Source organism: Pontibacter ummariensis (assembly GCF_900188175.1).
Classification (GTDB): domain Bacteria; phylum Bacteroidota; class Bacteroidia; order Cytophagales; family Hymenobacteraceae; genus Pontibacter; species Pontibacter ummariensis.
Map to the genome: position 1 here is coordinate 149,215 of NZ_FZOQ01000008.1, position 22,284 is coordinate 171,498.

Annotated in this window: 20 protein-coding genes; 15 read left to right on the top strand and 5 right to left on the bottom strand. The window is 48.2% G+C overall.

Annotated elements, in window-relative coordinates:
- Position 1 precedes the first annotated feature (1 nt).
- From CHB92_RS10715 to CHB92_RS10765, 11 genes are all read left to right on the top strand, one after another.
- Positions 2 to 1,036 carry a glycosyltransferase family 4 protein gene (locus CHB92_RS10715; RefSeq protein ID WP_089319200.1) on the top strand — a complete coding sequence of 345 codons (1,035 nt, stop codon included), beginning with the start codon at positions 2 to 4 and terminating at the stop codon, positions 1,034 to 1,036.
- A 49-nt stretch (positions 1,037 to 1,085) separates the two neighbouring features.
- Complete coding sequence (locus CHB92_RS10720) at positions 1,086 to 2,351, top strand: O-antigen ligase family protein (RefSeq protein WP_089319201.1); 1,266 nt, start codon at positions 1,086 to 1,088, stop codon at positions 2,349 to 2,351.
- A complete protein-coding gene (locus tag CHB92_RS10725) occupies positions 2,320 to 3,087 on the top strand; it encodes a glycosyltransferase family 2 protein (protein ID WP_089319202.1) in 768 nt (255 codons plus the stop codon). The genes CHB92_RS10720 and CHB92_RS10725 overlap by 32 nt, the downstream gene beginning before the upstream one ends.
- A 40-nt stretch (positions 3,088 to 3,127) precedes the next feature.
- Positions 3,128 to 4,222 carry a glycosyltransferase family 4 protein gene (locus CHB92_RS10730; RefSeq protein ID WP_089319203.1) on the top strand — a complete coding sequence of 365 codons (1,095 nt, stop codon included), beginning with the start codon at positions 3,128 to 3,130 and terminating at the stop codon, positions 4,220 to 4,222.
- A 22-nt stretch (positions 4,223 to 4,244) separates the two neighbouring features.
- On the top strand, positions 4,245 to 5,504 hold the full coding sequence (locus CHB92_RS10735; RefSeq protein ID WP_089319204.1) for an O-antigen ligase family protein: 1,260 nt from the start codon (positions 4,245 to 4,247) through the stop codon (positions 5,502 to 5,504).
- Complete coding sequence (locus tag CHB92_RS10740; protein WP_089319205.1) at positions 5,488 to 6,876, top strand: undecaprenyl-phosphate glucose phosphotransferase; 1,389 nt, start codon at positions 5,488 to 5,490, stop codon at positions 6,874 to 6,876. Before CHB92_RS10735 ends, CHB92_RS10740 begins: the two co-directional genes overlap by 17 nt.
- A gap of 92 nt (positions 6,877 to 6,968) precedes the next feature.
- Positions 6,969 to 8,363, top strand: a complete 1,395-nt coding sequence (gene hisS, locus CHB92_RS10745) for a histidine--tRNA ligase (protein ID WP_089319206.1) — start codon at positions 6,969 to 6,971, stop codon at positions 8,361 to 8,363.
- Positions 8,364 to 8,370: 7 nt separating this feature from the next.
- Positions 8,371 to 9,864, top strand: coding sequence for a histidine ammonia-lyase (gene hutH / locus CHB92_RS10750; RefSeq protein WP_089319207.1), 1,494 nt, complete (start codon positions 8,371 to 8,373; stop codon positions 9,862 to 9,864).
- Between the two features lie 129 nt (positions 9,865 to 9,993).
- Positions 9,994 to 11,898 carry a T9SS type B sorting domain-containing protein gene (locus CHB92_RS10755; RefSeq protein ID WP_089319208.1) on the top strand — a complete coding sequence of 635 codons (1,905 nt, stop codon included), beginning with the start codon at positions 9,994 to 9,996 and terminating at the stop codon, positions 11,896 to 11,898.
- Positions 11,899 to 12,027: 129 nt separating this feature from the next.
- Positions 12,028 to 12,363, top strand: a complete 336-nt coding sequence (locus CHB92_RS10760; RefSeq protein ID WP_089319209.1) for a YbaB/EbfC family nucleoid-associated protein — start codon at positions 12,028 to 12,030, stop codon at positions 12,361 to 12,363.
- Positions 12,353 to 13,375: a glycosyltransferase family 2 protein gene (locus CHB92_RS10765; RefSeq protein WP_089319210.1), complete on the top strand. Its 1,023-nt coding sequence runs from the start codon at positions 12,353 to 12,355 to the stop codon at positions 13,373 to 13,375. Before CHB92_RS10760 ends, CHB92_RS10765 begins: the two co-directional genes overlap by 11 nt.
- Here the strand turns inward: CHB92_RS10765 and CHB92_RS10770 are convergent.
- On the bottom strand, positions 13,370 to 13,588 hold the full coding sequence (locus tag CHB92_RS10770; protein ID WP_089319211.1) for a PspC domain-containing protein: 219 nt from the start codon (positions 13,586 to 13,588) through the stop codon (positions 13,370 to 13,372). The two genes, CHB92_RS10765 and CHB92_RS10770, sit on opposite strands and share 6 nt — an antisense overlap.
- Positions 13,589 to 13,723: 135 nt before the next feature.
- On the opposite strand from CHB92_RS10770, the gene CHB92_RS10775 reads away from it, so the two are divergent.
- A complete protein-coding gene (locus tag CHB92_RS10775) occupies positions 13,724 to 15,499 on the top strand; it encodes a tetratricopeptide repeat protein (protein ID WP_089319212.1) in 1,776 nt (591 codons plus the stop codon).
- Positions 15,500 to 15,583: 84 nt separating this feature from the next.
- Positions 15,584 to 16,567 (top strand): pyruvate dehydrogenase complex E1 component subunit beta, encoded by a 984-nt coding sequence (locus CHB92_RS10780; RefSeq protein WP_089319213.1) that lies wholly within the window; start codon positions 15,584 to 15,586, stop codon positions 16,565 to 16,567.
- A gap of 89 nt (positions 16,568 to 16,656) precedes the next feature.
- On the opposite strand, the gene CHB92_RS10785 is transcribed toward CHB92_RS10780, so the two are convergent.
- The 3 genes from CHB92_RS10785 to CHB92_RS10795 all read right to left on the bottom strand — a co-directional run bounded on the left by CHB92_RS10785 (position 16,657) and on the right by CHB92_RS10795 (position 19,104).
- Positions 16,657 to 17,565: a YihY/virulence factor BrkB family protein gene (locus tag CHB92_RS10785; protein WP_089319214.1), complete on the bottom strand. Its 909-nt coding sequence runs from the start codon at positions 17,563 to 17,565 to the stop codon at positions 16,657 to 16,659.
- Between the two features lie 109 nt (positions 17,566 to 17,674).
- Complete coding sequence (locus tag CHB92_RS10790; RefSeq protein ID WP_089319215.1) at positions 17,675 to 18,349, bottom strand: nitroreductase family protein; 675 nt, start codon at positions 18,347 to 18,349, stop codon at positions 17,675 to 17,677.
- A gap of 32 nt (positions 18,350 to 18,381) precedes the next feature.
- The gene (locus tag CHB92_RS10795; RefSeq protein WP_089319216.1) at positions 18,382 to 19,104 is read right to left on the bottom strand and encodes a class I SAM-dependent methyltransferase; all 723 of its coding nucleotides are present in this window, start codon (positions 19,102 to 19,104) and stop codon (positions 18,382 to 18,384) included.
- Between the two features lie 199 nt (positions 19,105 to 19,303).
- Between CHB92_RS10795 and CHB92_RS10800 the strand changes: the two genes are divergently transcribed.
- Positions 19,304 to 19,870 (top strand): DinB family protein, encoded by a 567-nt coding sequence (locus tag CHB92_RS10800; protein ID WP_245842479.1) that lies wholly within the window; start codon positions 19,304 to 19,306, stop codon positions 19,868 to 19,870.
- 242 nt (positions 19,871 to 20,112) lie between these two features.
- Positions 20,113 to 20,922 carry a polysaccharide deacetylase family protein gene (locus tag CHB92_RS10805; protein WP_245842481.1) on the top strand — a complete coding sequence of 270 codons (810 nt, stop codon included), beginning with the start codon at positions 20,113 to 20,115 and terminating at the stop codon, positions 20,920 to 20,922.
- Positions 20,923 to 21,074: 152 nt separating this feature from the next.
- Here CHB92_RS10805 and CHB92_RS10810 read toward each other — a convergent pair whose 3' ends face one another.
- Positions 21,075 to 22,274 carry a PepSY-associated TM helix domain-containing protein gene (locus CHB92_RS10810; RefSeq protein ID WP_089319218.1) on the bottom strand — a complete coding sequence of 400 codons (1,200 nt, stop codon included), beginning with the start codon at positions 22,272 to 22,274 and terminating at the stop codon, positions 21,075 to 21,077.
- Between the last annotated feature and the right edge of the window lie 10 nt (positions 22,275 to 22,284).

The window sequence follows — 22,284 nt, forward strand, 5'->3', positions numbered from 1 at the left end:
CATGAAAGTCAAATTTCTTCCCTATCAACCGCATTGTTTCGCTTTTGGGGGCTTTGAGATACAAACATTGAGCACATTACTTGCTGTGCAGAAAGCAGGCGTTAATGCCTCAACGTTAGATGTTTGGGACAAAAGTAGTGACTTCGATATTCTAAACTGCTGGGGACTAGAGGTCGGAAACTACGAAAACGTATTCTGGGCTAAAAGAGCAGGTAAGCAAGTAGTTATTTCCGCCCTTTTCCCTTACTATGAGACGTTGAAAGAGAAAGTTAAGTACCATGTTTCAGCAGCAATTTATAAGGTAAAGCTGATGCATGAAATGGCGGCCATGGCTGATCATATAGTAGTCGTAAATGACATACAGGCAGAAATTTGTCAGAAGTACTTTCGAGTTGCCCCAACAAAGATATCGGTCATACCTAATGTAGTAAAGAAAAGCTTTTTTTCAGAAAATGACCGTGCTACACTGGCGCAGTCATTTTCTGAAAAGTATGTGATTTCTGATTTTATTTTAACTACTGGAAATATATGCAGACGAAAAAATCAGATAAGTCTTGCTCAGGCCTGTATCAACACAAAAACAAAACTTGTGATCATAGGCAAGATACTGGATGGTGAGTCAGACTATGGTCAACAGTTAGAGAACTTGATTCGCCCGCACCAAAACATAGTTTGGCTTCATGGCCTAGAGCCTGGCTCGATGGACTTAGTTGGTGCTTATAGTGCTTGTAGCGCCTTTGCGCTTCCAAGCTTTGAAGAGCAACAGCCAATATCTCTGCTAGAAGCTGCAGCACAGCAAAAGCCTCTTCTTATAGCAAAGAGAGCATATGCTTATCAAAAATACTACAAGAACGCCCTTTTAGTGGAACCAAAGTCTATCAGAAGTATTGAAACAGGCATCAACACAGTAAAAAAGGCTCCCTTAAAATACGTTACCCCTTGCTCTATTATTGAAGAATGCACTGAAGAAAGTGTAGGGAAAGCTTATTTAGAACTTTACCATACTCTTACGGAAAGAGTAAACACGAAGAGTTAACTTACCCTTGGGCAAGCAATCCTATTTCCTGATATCATCAAGCAGCACCATGTTTAAAAAGCTAATCGGAGTATTTATCATACTAACTCCCTTTACTTCTTATTTTGCCCTGTCATCTTGGTTGAGACTGCCTGTACTCCTAGCACTTGTCTTAACTGTTTTCTTTTTAGTTAAAATAATAGTTACAAAGAAGCTAAATATAAAGGCTCTTATGGTTTATAAGGCCGATCTTATACTTATCTCACTATTGGTTCTTATTTGGATCTCCTGGCTCTTTGGTTTTAGAGCCCCCCGGAGTTTAAACCATGCTGTTGCTTACTCCTTCACTGTTTTCTTCTACTACTTTTTATTCAGAGTAATTATCCGGAACGAAAGGATAAGCTCTAAGTTTATCCTCAACAAGTTCACGATATCGGCTATACTGTGTTGTAGTATCATTATCTTGGACTGGGTCCTGATTAACTTATTCAACATTGGCATAAGAGATTATTTTGTCAATGTTGAGAATAACTCTGCGAATATGCTATACTTCCAGAGAGCGTTTTTCTATTCAGTGGGAGGAGTGGCAGAAGAACCCGGTAGTATGGCCTTACTTCTAAACATTGTTGTGCCTTTAGGACTGCTAAATTATAGCTTGGATAACAAGCAAAATAAAGTAATATGGCTGTCGATAGCATACATACTCGCCTTATTTTGTTTGTTCTCAACAGCAGGAATAATAAATGCCATAGTTGCAGCAGGGCTAATGATGTTTTACAATCTCTTGCGCAGTAAGTACATTAGGGTTAAACTCTCTTATATCTACATCACGATTTTAGGCTTCACAGGTGTTTTGGTTTTGATCATTAAAAAACCTCACCTTTTCGCCAATGTAGCAAACGAAGTAAACCAAAAGTTATTCTTAAGTACCAGAGATGCTTCTGCTAGTATAAGGACTGAAACCTGGCATAGTTCGCTTAGAGACTGGCAACTGCACCCGGTTTTAGGAAACGGTCCAGGATTCGGGGTCGATAGTTATGGAACAGGCTATCACAGTGTCTATCTAACTCTTTTGGCCGATGTTGGTGTGTTTGCTCTGGCTTTGTTTATACTGTTCCTGTTCATACACTTACTACAACTACTTCAGTTACCTAAGTCTGTTAGTTTTTTTACAGGTGTTGCTTTGATCGCAACTATATTACATTTTGCCGTAGTTGGAGACTTTTACCATGCTCCATTTTGGATACTGCTGATCTTGATCAGGATGCTAAACATTGAAAATAAGAGCTTACCCGCAACTTCAAATGAAAATATCAATCATTACTCCTACTTATAATTCCGAAGCTTACATTAAAGCAACCTTAGACTCTATACACGAACAAACCTATAAGAATTTTGAGCACGTATTAGTTGATGGGTTGTCCAATGACAGAACGCTTGATATTGTGGCCTCCTATGAAAACATTACTGTGATTTCAGAAAAAGACAATGGTCAATCAGATGCTATAAATAAAGGGCTTAAATTAGTAAAAGGTGACATCCTGGCTTGGCAGAATGGAGATGACCTTTACTTCCCGGACACCTTCCAGACTGTTGTGGACTATTTCACCTCACACCCGGACATAGATGTCGTGTATGGGCATTACCAAATGATTGATAACCAAGGCCAATGGATATGCGATGTACGCCCTGTCGAATGGAACAGTTGGCTGTTTTCTCATGGTAGGTTTTGCCCTGTACAGCCAACTGTTTTCTGGCGTCGCCGAGTTACAGAAAAAGTAGGGCTACTGGATGAAAGCTTGTTCTTCTGCATGGATGTAGACTTTTATGCTAAGGCTGTTTTAAATGGCTTCAGGTTTAGTCGAATACCGAAAATGCTGGGACAGTTTAGGGTACATGAGGAAAGCAAAACCCAAAACAAAAACAATCGCACAAAGCATTACAAGGAGTACAAAAAGGTGATGTCCCAGCACTTTAGCTACAAACCTTTGGATTACGTAGCGTTTGACTTCTTTCAAAAAAGGGCACAACTCGCTGCTGTGGTAAAACAGAACTTCTTAAAAAGCTTTTAGCAAGTTTTTCACTCCGTTTTAACTAACACGATCAGCCAGGTTGAAGATTTGCCATATAATAACGGGACTTGGTTTTGGAGGAGCCGAACGCCTGCTTGTTAACTTTTCTAACATTCATAGTGAATGCGGGCACCAGGTTTATGTACTTTACTTAAAGGATATTACCTCCTTAAAGGATGCCCTACACCCTTCTGTCGAAACAATCCATGTTCCGCTTAATAACAAAACCTCTTCACGCATAAGAAAACTTTTAGGGGAGATCAAACCAGACGTAGTGCACACGCACCTTGGTCATGCAGATCTACTAGGACTGTGGGCAGCAAGAGGATTAGACCTTAAGCTGTTCTGCACCATGCACAACATTTGGTTTAAATGGAACTGGAAGGACAAGATAATCTTCAAAGCTTATAAATTTCTTTTTAGAACTGTTGCTAGAAAATGTAAGGTAATTGCAATCTCTAATGTCGTCAAGAAGCATGTTGTTGAGACTTTAAAGGTTCCTTCTAATAGAGTGCATCTTCTTTATAATGGAATACCCTCTGCTTTACCAAACTGTCAGAATAACTCGCTTGACCTCAGAAGAGCGCTTAAAATAAGTACAAAGAACTTTAATGTCTTATTTGTCGGCAGGCTAGAACCTCAAAAGTCAGTGGACACCCTCCTGAAAGCTGTCAGCCTTCTCAAGGACAAGATTCCTTCTATTAAGCTACTGCTTGTGGGGGAAGGGAGTTTAAGAGCAGAATTAGAGAGATTAGCGTTAGAATTAGGCCTCAAAGATATAGTTGAATTCCGTGGTGTGACGTTAAAACCCGAGGAGTACTTTGCAGTATGCGACCTGTTTGTTCTGCCTTCTATATTTGAAGGTATGGGAATTGTCCTGCTGGAAGCATTCCGGGCAAGCCTTCCTGTAATTGCCAGTAATACGGAAGGACCGGGAGAATTAATAACCCATGGACAAACCGGATTACTATTTGAACCTTTACAACATAAGGAATTAGCGAACTTAATGTACAAGTTCTACCTTAGTCCCTCTCTCTTGAAGGAAATAGGAGAAAATGGCAATAAATTTTATAAAGAGAACTTTAAAATAGAAGACTACGCTGCCAAGCTTGAAGAATTGTATGTGCGCTCCTAAGATGATAATATGTTAATTTGCCATGCTTCCTAAGTTAGCACTTGATCGCCTTTACTACTATGTAATAGTAGTAACCGCATTCTCTTTACCTTTCCACAGAAACATAGGTTCAGTCTTAGCGATCGTCCTGTGCCTCTTATGGCTTCTATCCGGGGGATTTAAAGAAAAGTGGAATCTTCTTACCCTCTACAAACTACCACTTCTTTTCGCTAGTCTGTTCTTTGTGTACATTGTTGGCCTGACCTACACAAGTAATTTCTCCTATGCCTTTTCAAGGGTAGAAAGAAGTATTCCCTTGCTTGTGTTCCCCGTTGTTATTTTCAGTAGCAAAGCCTTTAACAGAGCAGAGCTAAACACAGTGTTAAAAGCTTTTATATCCGGAGTACTTTTGGCTTCAGTTATTGCTATAGCTCATGGTCTTTATCGAAGGTTTATAGCTGCAGACATGACCCAGGTAGAGTTGAATAACTTTTATATTGACCTGCCTCATATTTTTATGCACCATATCCAGTATGGGATATTTCTTGCTATAGGCCTTTTCTTTTTGGCTTATTTAGCCGGTCAAGAAAAAAAGAAAAGCTTTGGTAAAAAAGCGGAATACCTTCTGTTAGGTCTTTTCTTTTTAAACCTGTTACTGCTTGCAGGAGGCTTTATGGCTTTTATTGCAGTAACTGTTATATCAATTCTTGCGCTGCTGTTCCTCCCTCAGAAAAGGGTTAAAGTTATTCTTACTGTTTCTTTAGCTGCTCTTGCAATGCTTTTCATCCTCTTAATTCAGTCTGAAAAGAATCCACTTGTACAGCGATACACCCAAAGGCTTTCCCTTTCATTTTCTGAGATTGAGAACAACAAGTACAATTATTCTTCAACAAGGGTGGGGCCTTTAGTTACTGCGCTTAGTGTATTGGAAGAGAACTGGTTGTTTGGCGTAGGAACCGGGGATACTGCAGATGCAATGAAAGAAGAATACATTAATAGTGGCCTTGATCAGTTAACAGAGTTCAACACACACAACCAATACCTCGATTTTTGGATATCTTTTGGAATTTTTGGTATAATAATCCTCCTCGCTAACCTGGTTTATCCAATCTACGTGAGTTTAAAGCACAAATCTTATATATATTTGTGCTTCCTAGTACTGGTTTCTTTTTGCTTTTTAACTGAAAATTTATTAGCAACAAATAAGACGATTTACTTATATGCTTTCTTAAATTCCATACTAGCACTACATGCAGTTAATCAAATAAACCCAAAATTACAGCAAGATGCCCGGCCTTTATAACAAATATATTAAGCTGATAAACTCAGTCGGGGACACTATAACAATGACAGTGGCAGCCGTTGCTGCGCATGGGCTAGTCTACGGTAATCCCCTGAGTATCCTTACAACAGAAAAGATCTATACAGGTATCGTTTCACTTGGTATCTGGTTCCTTTGCAGCTCTCTGTCCGGAACTTATAAGTTCTATCGGGTACGAAAGGTCACGAATGTTATAGTAAGTGCCTTGAAAGTACTTATACTGTATGTGCTGCTTACACAAGCCTTACTTAATATATTCGACACAGGTAGCCGGTTCTCCCAACCCTTTTTAGTGACCTATTACCTTCTTTTGCTTGTATTAATTGTAGCCTGGCGGGTTTCAGTTGTTAAGATCATGCGTTTATTGAGAAGGCGTGGCTATAACAACCGGAGGGTCATTATAGTGGGCTTTAGTGAAGCAGGTAAACTGCTCAAAGAGTTCTTCGAGAATCACCCGGAGTACGGGTACCACTTCAAAGGCTTTTTTGATGATCATGCACCGCTGGGGCAGGAAGGAGTGGTTGGCAGGATTTCCGATGTGGAGGAGTTCACCAGAGAACTTACCATTGATGAAATATACTGCTGTCCCTCCAGGTTGGACAACATGCAACTTCAACGTCTTGTTGATTTTGTGGATGACAATTTAGTCCGGATGAAGCTGATCACAGACTTTGGAGGCTTCCAGTCCAGCAAACTAAAGCTTGACTTCTACAACATGTTGCCGGTCCTTATCATGCGGCCTCTACCGCTGGATGATGCCATTAACAAGGTGTTTAAACGTGCCTTTGATATTTTCTTCTCGCTTACGGTCATTGTTTTCCTGCTGTCGTGGCTCCTGCCTATCCTAGCTGTTATTATAAAACTAACCTCTAGCGGCCCCGTTTTCTTTAAACAGACGCGCTCTGGTATCGACAACAAAGACTTTCAGTGCTATAAGTTGCGCAGTATGTACGTAAACAAGGAGGCCAATTTACTCCTAGCACGCCGTGGCGACTCCCGGATTACCCCTGTTGGTGCCTTCCTGCGGAAGACGAGCCTGGACGAGCTTCCGCAGTTCTTTAACGTGCTCCTGGGCCATATGTCTATTGTGGGGCCACGCCCCCACATGCTCAAGTTAGGTGAAGAGTACGCCCAGGTAGCAGAAAAATACATGGTACGGCATTTTATAAAGCCAGGCGTTACAGGGCTGTCGCAGGTGCGGGGCTACCGTGGCGACACGACAGCTTTGTACCAGATCCGGGGACGGACCAAGCTGGATATTTTCTACCTGGAGAACTGGTCTTTCCTGCTTGACCTGAAAATCATATACTATACCGTTTACAATGCGGTCAAGGGCGATGAAGCGGCCTTCTAGTGCTTGATTGCTGGCTTAGTTCCTCGATTTACAAAGCCCCGCTCCCGCTTTTTCGCTAGTTTTAGTAACTTCGCGGGCAAACCTGCAAGAGCATGAGCAAAGAGAAACCTAGTATACCGAAAGGAACCCGCGACTTTGGCCCGGCTACCGTGGTCAAACGTAACTATATTTTTGGCGTTATCAAGCGCACCTTCGAGAAGTTCGGCTATTTGCCCCTCGAAACACCGGCCATGGAGCAACTGTCGGTGCTAACCGGCAAGTACGGTGACGAAGGCGATCAGCTGATCTTCAAGATCCTTAATTCCGGGGATTTCCTGGCAAAGACAAAGCCGGAAGACATTGAGGAGGGCTATAAGCACCTGACCCGTAAGATATCCGAGAAAGCGCTCCGTTATGACCTCACCGTGCCTTTTGCCCGCTACGTGGTCATGAACCGCAACGAGATTTCTTTTCCTTTCAAACGCTACCAGATACAGCCCGTTTGGCGTGCCGACCGTCCCCAAAAAGGACGCTATCGGGAGTTTTACCAGTGTGATGCCGACGTAGTGGGTACCAACTCCCTTCTTTGTGAGGCAGAGATCGTGCAGATGATCAACGAAGTCCTTACAACCCTGGGACTTAGCGACTTTACCATCAAGATCAACCACCGTGGCGTGCTAGCCGGCATTGCCGAAGCGATTGGTGAGAAAGGGCGCGAGGGTGACATCTGCGTGGCCATCGACAAACTCGACAAGATCGGGCAGGAAGGCGTACGAAAGGAGCTGCTGGAGCGGGGCATTTCCGAAGGGGCAGTCCAGAAACTCGAACCCCTCTATACCCTGGAAGGCAATAACGAGCAGATTCTGGACCAACTGCAGGCACTGTTGGGAGATACAGACGAGGGACAGCGAGGCTTGAAAGACCTCCGCGAAGTATGGCAGTACCTTAAAAGCCTCGACAGCCAGGCACTTTCCGCGCAAAACCTTTCCGAGCAGTCCCGGTTGCTGCTAGATGTTACCTTAGCACGAGGCCTCTCCTACTATACAGGCTGTATTTTCGAAGTGAAAGTGAACAACGTGAGCATGGGCAGCATCAGTGGCGGCGGTCGCTATGATAACCTTACCGGTATGTTTGGCCTGCCGGGTGTGTCTGGCGTAGGCTTCTCTTTTGGCGTAGACCGCATCTATGATGTACTGGAAGAGCTTGGACTATTCCCAAGCAGCAGTCAGGTAGGCACCAAGGCCCTGATCGTGCAGTTCGACAAAGCGTCTGAAAGGTACGGCCTACCGGTGCTGCAGAAGTTGCGTGACGCAGGCATTGCCTCCGAGCTGTATCCAGAGGCAGCCAAACTCAAGAAACAGATGGGCTACGCCGACCAGAAAAACATCCCTTACGTGATCTTAATAGGATCTGAAGAGATGGCTACCGGTAAACTGAAACTACGCAACATGGAGCAGGGCGAGCAGCAGGATCTGACAGTTGAAGAAATTATCTCAACCCTGAAATAGCAGCTAAATGGCGCACGTGCACTACATCTCCAGCCAGCAACTGACGCTAGAGACAATTGAAGAGATTCTGGGGCAGAACGCTACGTTAGCGCTGTCTGAGGAGGCTGCTCAGCGTGTTACAGATTGCCACGCGTACCTGCAGCAGCGCCTAGCAAATTCCAACCACAGCCTGTACGGCATTAACACGGGCTTCGGGGCCCTGTACAATAAAAAGATTTCTCCCCAGGACTTAGAGCAGCTACAGCGCAACCTGGTTATGTCCCATGCCTGTGGTACGGGAGAGGAGGTTCCGCAAGAAGTGGTAAAGCTCATGCTCCTGCTCAAGATACAGTCACTGGCCTATGGCCACAGTGGTGTGCAGCTAGAAACAGTGAAGCGCCTGGTCGATTTTTATAACCGGGAGATTTATCCGGTAGTGTACCAACAAGGATCGCTCGGCGCGAGCGGCGATCTGGCGCCCCTGGCACATCTGAGCCTTCCTCTCCTGGGTTTAGGCGAAGTGCGCTACCAGGGATATAAGCTGGCGAGCGAACACGTGTTGGAGATGTTCGGTTGGGAGCCGATCTCCCTCAAAGCCAAAGAAGGACTTGCGCTGCTGAACGGAACCCAGTTTATGAGTGCCTACGGTGTGCATTCCCTGTTACAGGCAAAGCGCCTGAGCCGCCAGGCAGATGTAGTGGGCGCGCTCTCGCTCGATGCTTTTGACGGACGCATCGAGCCTTTCAATGCGCTCATTCACCACATACGGCCGCACCGGGGACAACTGCAAACGGCAGAGGCAGTACGGCAGGTGCTGGAGGGCAGCGAGCTTATCTCACAGGAGAAAGAGCACGTGCAGGACCCTTACTCCTTCCGCTGCATGCCGCAGGTGCACGGGGCCTCTAAAGACGCCCTTGCTTATGCGGAGCAGGTGTTTTTAACTGAGATTAACTCCGTGACGGACAACCCGAACATCTTCCCTGAGGAAGATGAGATCATTTCGGGGGGGAATTTCCATGGCCAGCCCCTGGCATTGGCACTGGATTTCCTGGCCATTGCCTTGTCTGAGCTTGCCAGTATTTCAGAAAGGCGCACCTATCAGCTTATATCAGGATCACGGGGCTTGCCGGAGTTTCTGGTGGCCGAGCCAGGCTTAAACTCGGGCTTTATGATCAGCCAGTATGCGGCGGCCTCGGTCGTAAGTCAGAACAAGCAGCTTTGTAGCCCTGCCTCCATCGACTCTATCCCCTCCTCTAACAATCAGGAGGACCACGTAAGCATGGGGGCCAATGCGGCGACCAAACTGTACCAGATCGTACTGAACCTGGAGCGGGTATTGGCGATTGAACTGATGAATGCAGCCCAAGCCCTCGACTTCAGGCGGCCTTGGAAGAGCTCCCCTGTCTTAGAAGAAATGGTAAAGGCCTACCGCGAGAAGGTCTCCTTTGTATCCACGGACCGGGTGCTGCACCACGATATCATGCAAAGCATCTCTTTTCTGAGAAACTATGCTACATCGTAACTTTTAACAGTAAAACAGCAGAATAAAGCCCTGTAGCTAACCCTACAGGGCTTTATTCTGCCAGCTTACAATATTTGCTCATGTGCTCAATAATTTAAGTAAATTCGCATACAAGATTAAGGCTTAGTTTTGAAGTATCTATTCATCATATTATTCCTGTTCCTGAACCTCCCTGTCTGGGGGCAGAATCGTTGCTTTAAGGCTTATCAGCAAGGGCAAGAGGTACAAGTACTGTGCGTGGGACAGGAGGTTTCGTTTCAGGATTGCGGGAATCAAGTACCAGATGATAAAGAATATTACGTGTTCGATTATAAATCCGGTTCTTCCATTCCTTCAAACCCATCCGATAAACAAACCCACACTTATACTAAGCCCGGCACCTACCGGGTGTTGCAAATAGCCAATTACGGTGGTACAGTTGGTACAGATACGGTATCGGTGGTTTTCAAAGTCAGAGATACCCCCACCCCTGCTTTTACCGCCGCAAGCTGTGCAAACGGGGCTGTGGCGGTAACCATCACAGACTCGAACTACGACAGCTATGTGATTGACTTTGGTGACGGAGTGATAGTAACTGCACAATCGAATAAGACGGTGCAGCGCAAGTACAACACCCAAGGAGAGTATCAAATTGTGGTCAAGGGCACTTACACCGGTGCCAGTGCCTGTACAGGTAGAAGCATGCAGACAGTGGTACCGCTTCCGCCGGCCCCAGTACCTGTTATCCAACAATTGACAGTAGTAGAGCAAGGCTTACAAGGAGAGATACAACTTAACCTGGCCGAGCTGCAGCCAGGCTACTCCTATGTAGTGGAACAGTACACCTTCGATATCAGGAAGCCTTTTCAGGAACTCGATACGATCAGAAACATCAACAGCAGCACAATGACGTACTCCTTGGATGGGGTAAACACGAGTAAGGGTACATGGTTTCTTATACGTCCTATGGATCCATGCGGGGCCCTCTCCCGCAACTCAAACATTATCAGTTCTATCGCACTGGAAGTAAAAGATAGGAACGAGCAAGTAGGCCTCACCTGGACAAGCCTTCCTGGCTCAGAGCGCTATGAGATTTACCGGAACGGCACCCTGATCGAGACACTTGCTAGTTCGGCAGAAAGCTTTACTGACGCGGATGTTATCTGTGGAAAGACGTACACCTACTACGTTCAAGGGATAGCAGCAAACGGGGCTGTGTCCGTATCAGCTCCAATAGAAGCCAGGGTTACTTCCACAGCTGTTCCTGCTGCTCCCTACTTGCTAAGTACTTTCGACCGTGACAACAATGTAGTGCTCAAACTGGAACTGCCCGATGGGGAAGAAGCTCAGCAAGTGAAGATAGAGCGAAGCGTAATGGGCTCTCCTTACAGGATGCTGGCAACTGTTCCTGATCTGGAATATATTGACGAGAAAGTAAAGCCTCAGCCTACTTGTTACCGCGCAAGCTTCACAAACACGTGCGGCAATACCTCCTCTGCTAGCAACGCCTCCTGCCCTGTTATACTAAAGGCAGAAATGCAGGAGGGCCGTGTATTGCTTGTCTGGACGGGCTATACTGGTTTCCCTAGCGGAATAGGCTCATACGTACTTGAACTGTTAGACGGTGAAGGCAACGTTGTTGCCAGTTATCCTGTTTCAGGTAACACCTATACAGATACCGCTTTAAGCGATGAGATGGCTTTATTGCGTTACCGCATCAGAGCCACGTCGGCAGACGGCACCCAGGTATCCTACTCCAACATAGCTCCCATAGAACAAGAGCTGCAATTGTTCATTCCAAGCGCCTTTACCCCTAACGGAGATGGCCTCAACGATATTTTAGAAGTGAAAGGACGCCTGTATCTCAGCTATGTCATACGCATATACAACAATTTGGGCAATGTAGTGTATGAGGGCACAGAAGCAACGGCTGCCTGGGATGGCACCTTCAAGGGCCAGAAGCTTCCGGCTGGAGCCTACGCTTATGAAGTCATCGCAGAAACAAGCTTTGGAGCAACTAAACGTCGGACCGGCACGATCACACTACTACGCTGATCATCTAAGCCAGGCACGGAAAGTACCTTTGCCTGATGAGGGTTAAAGGCATAAGTATAAATGCTTATATTTGCACAGGCCACAAGCGAAGTGGCAAGAGCCTCGTAAACACAAATAAAAGGAGAAACTATGTTTGATATGATGGGCATGATGGGCAAGATGAAAGAAGTCCAGGCCAAACTGAAAGAAGCACAAGACAAACTGAAAGATATTACCGTTACTGCCGAATCAGGTGCGGGCTTGGTAAAAGCCACTGTAAACGGACAGAAGAAACTGATCAAAGTAGAAATAGATAGCTCTATCCTGAACGTAGACGACCAGGACATGGTGAATGACCTCGTCGTGGCCGCCGTTAACAATGCCATGCTCACAGCAGGCGAGCGGGCACAGGAAGAAATGAAAAAGCACACAGAAGGCTTGCTGCCTAACATCCCAGGCCTAGACCTCGGAAGCTTTGGCTTATAGCCTCCCCCACACGGCCGTTGTTATTCTGAATTGGAATGGACGGCGCCATTTACAAGCATATCTGCCATCGGTTGTCGCTAACAGTCGCGGTTGTGAAATTATTGTGGCCGACAATGCTTCTACCGATGACTCTGTCGCTTACTTGCAGGCGCATTTCCCACAGGTGCGCCTTATCCTGCTTGCTCAGAACTACGGTTTTTGTGAGGGCTATAACAAAGCCCTGCGCCAGGTACAGGCCAAGTACTACATCCTGCTTAACTCAGATGTAGCCGTACCTCCTGGCTGGACACAGCCTTTGTTACACCTAATGGAATCTGATGAACGGATTGCTGTTTGTCAGCCCAAGATCAACGCGCAACAACATCCCGCCTTTTTTGAGTATGCCGGTGCAGGTGGTGGCCTTCTGGATGCTTTAGGCTATCCTTTTTGTCGTGGGCGCCTGTTTGAAACCCTGGAGGAAGACCACGGGCAGTATAACGACGTGCAGGAGATCTTTTGGGCAACAGGGGCCTGTATGCTCGTGCGTGCTGCCGTTTTCCATGAGTTGGGCGGACTGGAGCCTGCCTTTTTTGCGCATATGGAGGAAATAGACTTCTGCTGGCGTGCCAAGAACGCCGGTTACAGAGTGATGTACAACGGCCAGAGCCATGTGCTGCACGTGGGCGGTGGCACCCTCCACAAATCCAACCCTAAAAAAACCTTTCTGAATTTTCGCAACGGCCTGGCTTTGCTCTACAAGAACATCCCCTCTCAAGGGCTTCTCTCCAGTATAGGCTTGCGTGTACTGCTGGACTGGATCGCCGCCCTGCGCATGCTGGTGGCCGGGCAAAAACAGGACGCACGGGCCGTGTTGAAAGCGCATGCCGACCTGCTCCGTAACAGAACATACTGGCGCAAAAGAAGAAAGGAACAACAGCCAAAGGGCAATTTCCCTAAGATGGCGGGCGTTTACAAAGGCAGTATTGTTTGGGAATACTTTATCCGGCAAAAACGCATGGTAAAGGACTTATAGATCCCAAACAGTGCTGCGCTCGCGACGCAGGTGCTTGCGAACATTCATCCAGAAAGCAAGCATCAGGTACAGGATCACGGGTGAACCCATGGTCAGGAACGAAACATAGATAAAAGACAGGCGAATGCTACTGGTAGCAATGCCGAGTTTTTCGCCCAGCATGGTGCACACACCGAAGGCCTGCGATTCGATAAAGTACTGTAGCCGTCTCATTTCAGAAATATTTGATCTACTAAATTAGTATTTGTTCACGTAAGCCACAAACCCTAAAGGCCTGAACCTGTACAACCTTAAACGCGCGGAAATAGTTTATAGTCTAATTTTTACGTTTAAAGCAGCCAACAGGATATGCAACCATACCATCACATAAAATCCATTCTCCTTCTCTTTCTTACCCTCTCCTCCTCGGGTTGTGCCCTTCAGCGGATGGTGCGGCTGGCGGAAAAAAAGCAGGAGGTAACCGTGCAGCCAAGCCCTTTGGCTGTAAGCGGCCAGGCGGTGAACTTTGAAATGAAAGTGCAGGTGCCAGAGAAGCTAATTCGGAAAAACGAGCACTACAAACTGGATGTATACTATGAAAATATGGCCCAGCAGCGCGAAAATATAGGTTCCTTCAAGTTCGAAGAGGGCGAATTCGTCTATGAAAACGGGAAGCCTACCATCGTCAGGCAGTTTTCCTTCCCCTACACGCCGGATAAAAGCATGGGCCGTTTGCTGATACAGGGCGCCGCGATCGACAAAGAGGATGGCGACGTGCTGTACACGAAGGAGGTCCCGGTAGCAAAAGGGCTCATCACGACTCCCCTCCTTCTGGTACGGAACAATGCCGTTGATTACTTACCAGATGTCTATAGCGAAGGGAGCGGCAAACCCGATTCCCTCGTTTTCCACTTCGCAGCGGACCAGGCAAAACTGCCCAACAACCAGGGACCTGCTTTAGAAGTGCTGGAGCAGTACGCGCTGGACAACGTGGGGAGCCAACAAATTGTGATCACCGGTAGCCAATCGCCGGAAGAGAGTGGCAGCGGCCTGGCAAACAAGCGGGCCAAGGTGCTGGAAGATTACTACCGCCAAAAGCTGAAGACGTTAGACTACAGCGGCAAAAAAGTAAACATCCAGACACGTGTGCCGGAAGACAACTTTGAACTCTTGAAAAAACAACTGAAGGCATCCGCCTTACCAGAACAGGACAGACAGGAGGTAACAGCGATACTCGACAGTACAGTGCTCAGCAAGCAGGAAATGGTAAAGGCGCTGCAGCAGACCAGGGCCTACGACTACCTGCAGCAGTACGTGTACCCTCGCCTGCGTGCCGCAGCGGTAGAGGTTAACTACAACCGCCGCCGAAAGCCGGACTACGAACTCTTTGTGCTGGCCCAGGGCATAGCCGCTGGCGAAGCAGACGCGGATGAACTGACAGAAGAAGAACTGCTACATGCCGCTAGCCTTACCCCATTGCTAGACGAAAAACGCAGACTATATGAGGCAGCCGTTAAAACCACTGACAAGTGGCCGGCTTACTATAACTTAGGAGTCGTTTACAGCGAAATGGCCCGCAAAGAGTACCGCCCTGCAGCGAGCCAAGCCTTACTGGCCAAAGCTATCGAAAACCTGGCAATAGCCGGTAGCCGCCACCCTACAGCCCACATTTATTATAGCCTAGCCAGTGCTTACCACCAGCAGGGTCAGTTTCTGGAGGCCCTGCAGCATTATGATAACGCTATCAAGCTAGGGGCCGAGGAGGAGCTGCTCCAGCGCCTATTCGCAGACAAGGCAGCCCTGGAGATAGCGGTTGGCCAATACGATGACGCCATGGAGAGCCTGCGCTATGCCGGCGACAGTTACCAGGCCTACATGAACCTGGGTCTGACTTACCTCCTGCAGGAGAACTACGACGAAGCGGAGCGGTATTATACCCGCGCACTGGCGCTAAAGCCCAACGATGCGCTTGCCTACTACAACCTTGCCCTGCTGGGGGCCCGCACACAGAACGAGCAGTTGCTGGAGCAAAACCTCCGGAAGGCGGTGCAGGCAGACAAGGCTTTCATGCAGAAGGCCATCAACGACCTGGAGTTCGAAGCCTACCGCGACAAAGCTGCTTACCAGGATGCCCTGATGCGCTAACACCGGTCAGAAATAGATGAAAACATTGTAAATTGACAGAGTTCTTTTAATTTTACCTTCTGAACCGAGAATTAAACATCTTATATGCGAAGTATACAGTTTAGAGAAGCCCTGCGCGAGGCGATGTCTGAGGAAATGCGCCGCGACGAGCGCGTGTTTCTGATGGGTGAAGAAGTAGCCGAGTATAACGGGGCCTACAAAGTAAGCCAAGGCATGCTGGACGAGTTTGGTCCTGAGCGCGTGATCGATACTCCGATTGCTGAGCTTGGCTTTGCCGGTATCGGTGTGGGTGCTGCCATGAATGGCCTCCGCCCGATCATTGAGTTCATGACGTTCAACTTCTCCCTGGTTGCCATCGACCAGGTGATCAACTCTGCTGCCAAGGTTATGTCCATGTCGGGTGGCCAGTACAGCGCCCCTATGGTATTCCGCGGACCAACGGGTAGCGCCGGTATGTTGTCTTCCCAGCACTCTCAGAACTTCGAGAACTGGTATGCGAACACACCTGGCCTGAAAGTTATTGTTCCTTCTAACCCATATGACGCCAAAGGCCTGCTGAAGTCCGCCATTCGCGATAACGACCCCGTGATCTTCATGGAGTCAGAGCAGATGTACGGCGACAAAGGAGAGGTTCCTGAGGAAGAATACACCATTCCGATTGGCGTAGCCGACATCAAGCGCGAAGGGACAGACGTCACCATCGTGTCTTTTGGAAAGATGATGAAAGTAGCCTTGGCTGCTGCTGAAGAACTGGCCAAAGACGGTATCAATGCCGAAGTAATTGACCTGCGCACCGTGCGTCCGATTGATTACAAAACGCTGGTTGAGTCAGTAAAGAAAACGAACCGCATGGTGGTGGTAGAAGAGGCTTGGCCGCTTGCTTCTATCTCTGCAGAGCTGGCGTACCACATCCAGAGCAACGCTTTTGATTATATGGATGCGCCGGTGAAACGCGTTACCTGCCGCGACGTGCCGCTTCCTTATGCCCCGACACTCATCGAGGCTTCTCTGCCGAACATAGAGCGTACAATAGAGGCGGTAAAGCAAGTGACTTATCAAAAAGCATAGTTTAGGCGAAGCTTTTTAAGCATAGAAAAGTGGGTGAAACTTAGACAGTCTCACCCACTTTTTCGTTTTGATACACGGCATTCAAACGCTTAGCTTTCTTTCTCTATCTCCTTTACCTCTACTTTTACAGCGTGTTTCTCCGGCCTGATGCCCTTGTCATGCTCCCGAGAGTACACCTGCGTAAACTCCGCCCCAAGCAGAAAGATGATAGAAGCGTAGTAAACCCACACCAGTATCAGCACAAGAGAGCCGGCGGCCCCATAGGTATCCGCCAAGGGATCGTGCTGCAGGTACAAGTTCAGGAGGTATTTGCCTATTGTAAAGAGAATAGCCGTCACGGACGCCCCTATCCAGGCATTGCGCCACCTGATCTTTGCATCGGGCAGCACCTTAAAAATAGCCGCAAAAATAACGATGCTGATCAGGATGGAGATCAGGATGTTCGCCGCCGTCATGAGGTAAACAGTGAGGCCGGAAAGCTCATCCCGCAGGTAATCATGTACAACGCCCAACAGAATGTCTACCGTAAGCGTCACGAGGAGTAAGAACCCAAAACTCACCACCATCGCCAGGGAAAGGACCCTGTCCAATATAAGGTTAAGCCAGGCCCGTTCCGGCTTCGCTTTCACATCCCACATCGCGTTCAGGGAGTCCTGCAAGGCCACAAACACGGTGGTAGCAGTAAAGATCATGGTGGCAATGCCTATTATGGTGCCTACCGTGCTGGAGGAGGACTGGCTGGCATTCTCGATAATGCTCTGAATTTGCCGGGCGCTACTCTCCCCTACAATACCCCCTATCTGGTTAACCAGCTGCCCTTCCACGGCCTCCTGCCCGAAAGCCGCGCCCGCTATGCGGATAACGATAATGAGAATAGCGGGCAGCGAGAAGATGGTATAAAACCCAATGATGGCAGCATAATCCAGGGGACGGTCATTCCCAAACTCCTTAAAGATTCGCTTCGTGAGGCTCCAGGTATATTTCAGGTTACTGTTCATACGCTTTGTACTAGATTCTCGGGCAGACCACTGCCATTTCAGCAGGGCCTTACCTTGTTTCTTCTAATACGGCGTAGTGCGCTACATGATATGAAAACCGGGATAGCGCTTAGTCATACCAGGCGGTCACTTCCTCCAAAGGCTTTCGCTGCAAGTCCGGCACCTGCACGGCATCGGCAGGATATCCCACGGGTAACAGCAGAAAAGGGCGCTCATTGGCCGGACGGTTGAGGAGCTTTGTCAGGAAGTTCATGGGGCTGGGGGTATGTGTCAGGGTAACCAGGCCCGCATGATGGATCGCCGAGATCAAAAAGCCAGCGGCAATCCCCACTGATTCAGAAACATAGTAGTTATTGCGCTTGCTGCCGTCAGGTTTAAAGTCATACGCCTTCTTAAACACAACGATCAGCCAGGGAGCCACCTCCAGAAAAGGCTTTTCCCAGTCAGTGCCCAAGGGCGCTAAGTCCTCGAGCCATTCCGGGGTCATGCGCCCATGATAGCTGTCGTACTCCTCTTTCTCGGCCGCCTCGCGTATCTGCTTTTTTAAGGCAGGGTTAGAGACCACACAAAAAGTCCAGGGTTGTTTGTGCGCCCCCGAAGGGGCCGTAGAGGCCGTTTTCAGCAACTGCTCGATTACCTCCCGCGGTACGGGTTTGTCGGAGAAATCGCGCACCGTACGGCGTGTGTTCATGAACGCATAAAACGCTTTCGCGCGCTGTATCGTCTCTTCTTCCGGATAAGTATCTAAATAATAAGGTACAAAAGGATAAATAGGGGCAGACATAATTAGTTAAATTAAATGCTCCTCGAAGATAGCTATTCTGTTTTAAGTAGCGTCAGTTTCGCCAGGTAATTGCCCGCATCTCCTTCCTGTAGCACCTCAAAGGCATATCCATGCTTCACGGCGTAATCCTCCAGAATCGCAGCATCGATAAACAGCCAGTTAAACCATCCGCTTTCCTGGTCCTTGTACTTCATGTTGTACCTTACCTCGCCATAGTAGCCGGCGTTTAAATCCAGGAGTACCGATCCGTCTTCTTCCTCATACATGTAAAGGATATCAGAAGACTCCAGCAATATCTCTCCCCCGGGCTTTAACAGGCTTTTCGCGTGCCTCAGAAAGCGTTCCAGCCCCTGCAGGTTTCCGGCTATCCCGATGCCGTTCATGAGCATCAGCAGCGTATCGTATTGTTGGTTTCTCAGCTCAAAAACATCCTGCCGCAGTACCCGCTTTACTCCCTGCCGTTGCATTGCCTCTATAGCCCCGGCAGAAACGTCTAGCGCTGTTACCTCCTTCCCCATGCCTTGCAAAGCCAGGCTATGGCAGCCAGCCCCTGCGCCCACGTCTAGTGTAGTTCCCTGACACGCCTCCAGGGCAATGCGCTCCAGTTCCGGCATGTCTTTGAACTTGCGAAACAGGTAATATACCTGCATCTCATCATCCTCTGTCAAATCGCTCTCTACCACTATCCGTGGGTCTTCGGCACCCTGCAGGTAGTCCAGCACCGCTATGCCTATTGGGTCATTCTTTTCCATCATCTTCTGTTAACACATGCAAAGTAAAGAACATTCTGTCATTCATAGCACTACGTTTTAGAACAAATCTAATTATATGATAAGTTTTATATTTGCGAATAAGGCTATAAATCAATGCCTTAGTCAAACTTAAAAGATAAATCAGCTTGCATTAATCAAAATAATAACTAGCTTTAACTGTAACATAAGTAAGCTTTGCCTAATGAACACAGCCGTATATAGCCACATTCAACTTATGAACCCCAAACTGGAAGAGAAGTACCTGCGCCTGGAAAAGTGCCGCAACATGCTCTTAGACGAACTGGAGGGCCTCGACGATGCACTGCTGAATTCCCCTCCTGCCGAAGGAAAGTGGTCTATTAACCAAACAATGGCCCACCTGGTGCTGGTGGAGCGACGCATGCTGGATTACGTGCAGTACAAGCTAAAGCAGCAGGAAGCTTTCCCGGAAGCCTCTTTCTCGCAAGGGCTCAAGTCCCTCTTACTTAAGTTAGCGCTACAATCAGGCAAGAAGTTTAAGGCCCCTGACGTAGTCGCCACAGTGCCGGACAACATTGCGCTTGCCACCCTCCGGCAAGAGTGGGACGAGGTACGCTTTAGGCTAGAGGACTTGCTGACGGAGCTTCCTGTACACCTCCTGAACAAATGCCTGTTCAAACACCCCGTTGCGGGCCCTCTCACGATGTTCCAAACTCTGACTTTCGTGCAGGACCACTTTAACCACCATCTCCGGCAAATTCAGCAGCAGAAGCAGCGCTTACTTGTTTAAGGTTTCGCACCGCTGTACAGTAAACGCAGCCTCAACTTAACAGCGTACCTATTGCGAAAAAAAGAAACCTGACGGCAACTGGAACAAGAAAAGAAGGTGTAATTTAGGGAATATTTCCCCTATTTATGCATTTCTCGTTTACCCGTTGCTTTACATCCCTTTGTGTTGCCTCATCCCTTGGCCTTTTTGCCTGTAACGGCTCTGTGCAGCAAGATAGTTTTTCTTCCCCGGTCTCACCACCCATGACCGCACAGGATTCCGCCGATGTTCCGGTAGCAGATACTGCCAGCAGTGCCAGTAATACCCCGACCATACACCTACGGGCTGCTGCCGTAGAAGTGCTACAGCGCCAGGAGGTCCCAATTCTTTGTTACCACCAAATCCGCGATTGGAAGTCCTCAGACTCGGAGCAGGCCAGGACCTACATTGTGCCGGAAAGCCGTTTCCGGGAACAGATCAAAATGCTGGCAGACAGTGGTTACCACACCATCCTGCCGGCTGACCTGATGGCTTACCTGACCACAGGGGCTCCACTCCCGCCAAAGCCGATCATGCTTACTTTTGACGACACGAACCTGGACCAGTATACCGCTGCTGCCCCTGAACTGGAAAAGTACGGCTTTAAAGGCGTGTTCTTTGTGATGACCGTATCGCTGGGCAGGCCGCGTTATATGAGCCGCGAGCAGGTAAAAGACTTAGCGGACCGGGGTCATGTGATTGGCAGCCATACCTGGGACCACCACAATGTAAAGAAGTACCAGGGTGACGACTGGGCAATACAGGTCGAGAAGCCAAAGCAGGTACTGGAGGAGATAACAGGAAAACCAGTGGAATACTTTGCCTATCCGTTTGGTCTCTGGAACAAGGCAGCAATCCCGGAGTTAAAGAGCCGGGGAATGACGGCAGCATTCCAACTGGCGGCAAGCCAGGATGCGGAGGAGCCGCTTTTCACGATCAGACGCATCATTGCAAGCGGTTATTGGGGACCGGACAGGCTTTATAGTAATATGACCGGGAGTTTCAACAAAAAACCCTTACCTGAGCTTCTGTAACAGTAGTTCTTCCCTAACCAGTCAGCGCCCCTAAAAGAGAACCGCCCGTTGGGCTGCAGGATTATCACAGCTCAACGGGCGATTCTTATTATGCCTGGATTAGGTTAACAGGAATAGTCACTCGGGGCCAAACCCTAGTCCCTTCAGGCCTCTTAGGCAGGCATGGCGATATCCTTCGATCTTTTCTTCCTCGGCTTTTTACGTAGCTTGTTGATCCAGATCATAGTACCTGTTATCGGCAAGCTAGTGGCAACCAGGCAAGCGATAAAATACAGGATCTTTGAGAATGTGCCGTACACCTCACCCAGGTGCAGGGGCTTGATCAGGCTTACTACCTGCTCGTTTAATGGTTTCTCAGAGAACAGCTCCAGTTTTATCAACTCCCCGCTATACTGGTCCAGCTGTACTTTGTCTGCAGCAGCAAGTGCAAAAAAGCCGGTTTTACTTTTAGATATTACCACCGAGCTAAGGGAGTCTGAAGGTAAACTTACCCGGAGGTCTCCTTCGTAAGGCACGAGGGCATTTGCCCGCTGGATAAAGTCTGCCACTGTCAAGTTCAGGTGCTCCCCGGCAGGATCAGAAGGGGCAGGCTTCTCTCCTCTTCCCTTAAACACTTCCGCCCCCATCACGCTGCTCAACCCATCCCGGTACCAACCAAAGGACCAGCACAGGCCGGTGAGGGCCATAATCAGCAACAAAATAGAGGAATAGAAACCTAAGGTATTGTGCAGGTCATGGTTTACACGCTTCCAGTTGGCATCAGTCTTCACCTTAAAACCTTGCTTCCAGTTCTTTAGCTTTACCGGGAACCACAGCACGAGCCCGGACAGCACCAGGAACACGAAAATAATGGTCGATACGCCCACGATTATCTTACCAACATCCCCTTCTATGAGCAACCAGCGGTGCAGCTGCATCACGGTACGGAAAAACTCGGTCGCAGGTCCGTCTGTTGTGCCCAGCACCTCTCCTGTATAGGGATTTACAAAATAGGTCGTAGGGCGGCCTCCATCGTGCCCGCCGCCACGACCGGCCTGGGCAGCACCTTCTCTACCTTCTGGTTTAGCAGCCACCCCTACCCGGTACGTACTTCCTTTGTCCTCCTGAATCTCCAGAGATACGACCTTCCCCTTTAACTCCTGCTGTAGCTGCGGTATGAGGGCATCTACCGGAAGAAGGGTTGCCTGTGCAGGGGCGTCTACCTCGTACTTGGCAGGCTCTAGCCACTCTTCGATCTCGGTATGAAAGGTGTAGATCGTGCCACTCAGGCAGACGATAAACAACACGAGTCCACTGGCAATGCCGAGCCAAAGGTGGATGTCGTTGATAAACTTGCGGAAGGTATAGTGCATGGCTATGGTG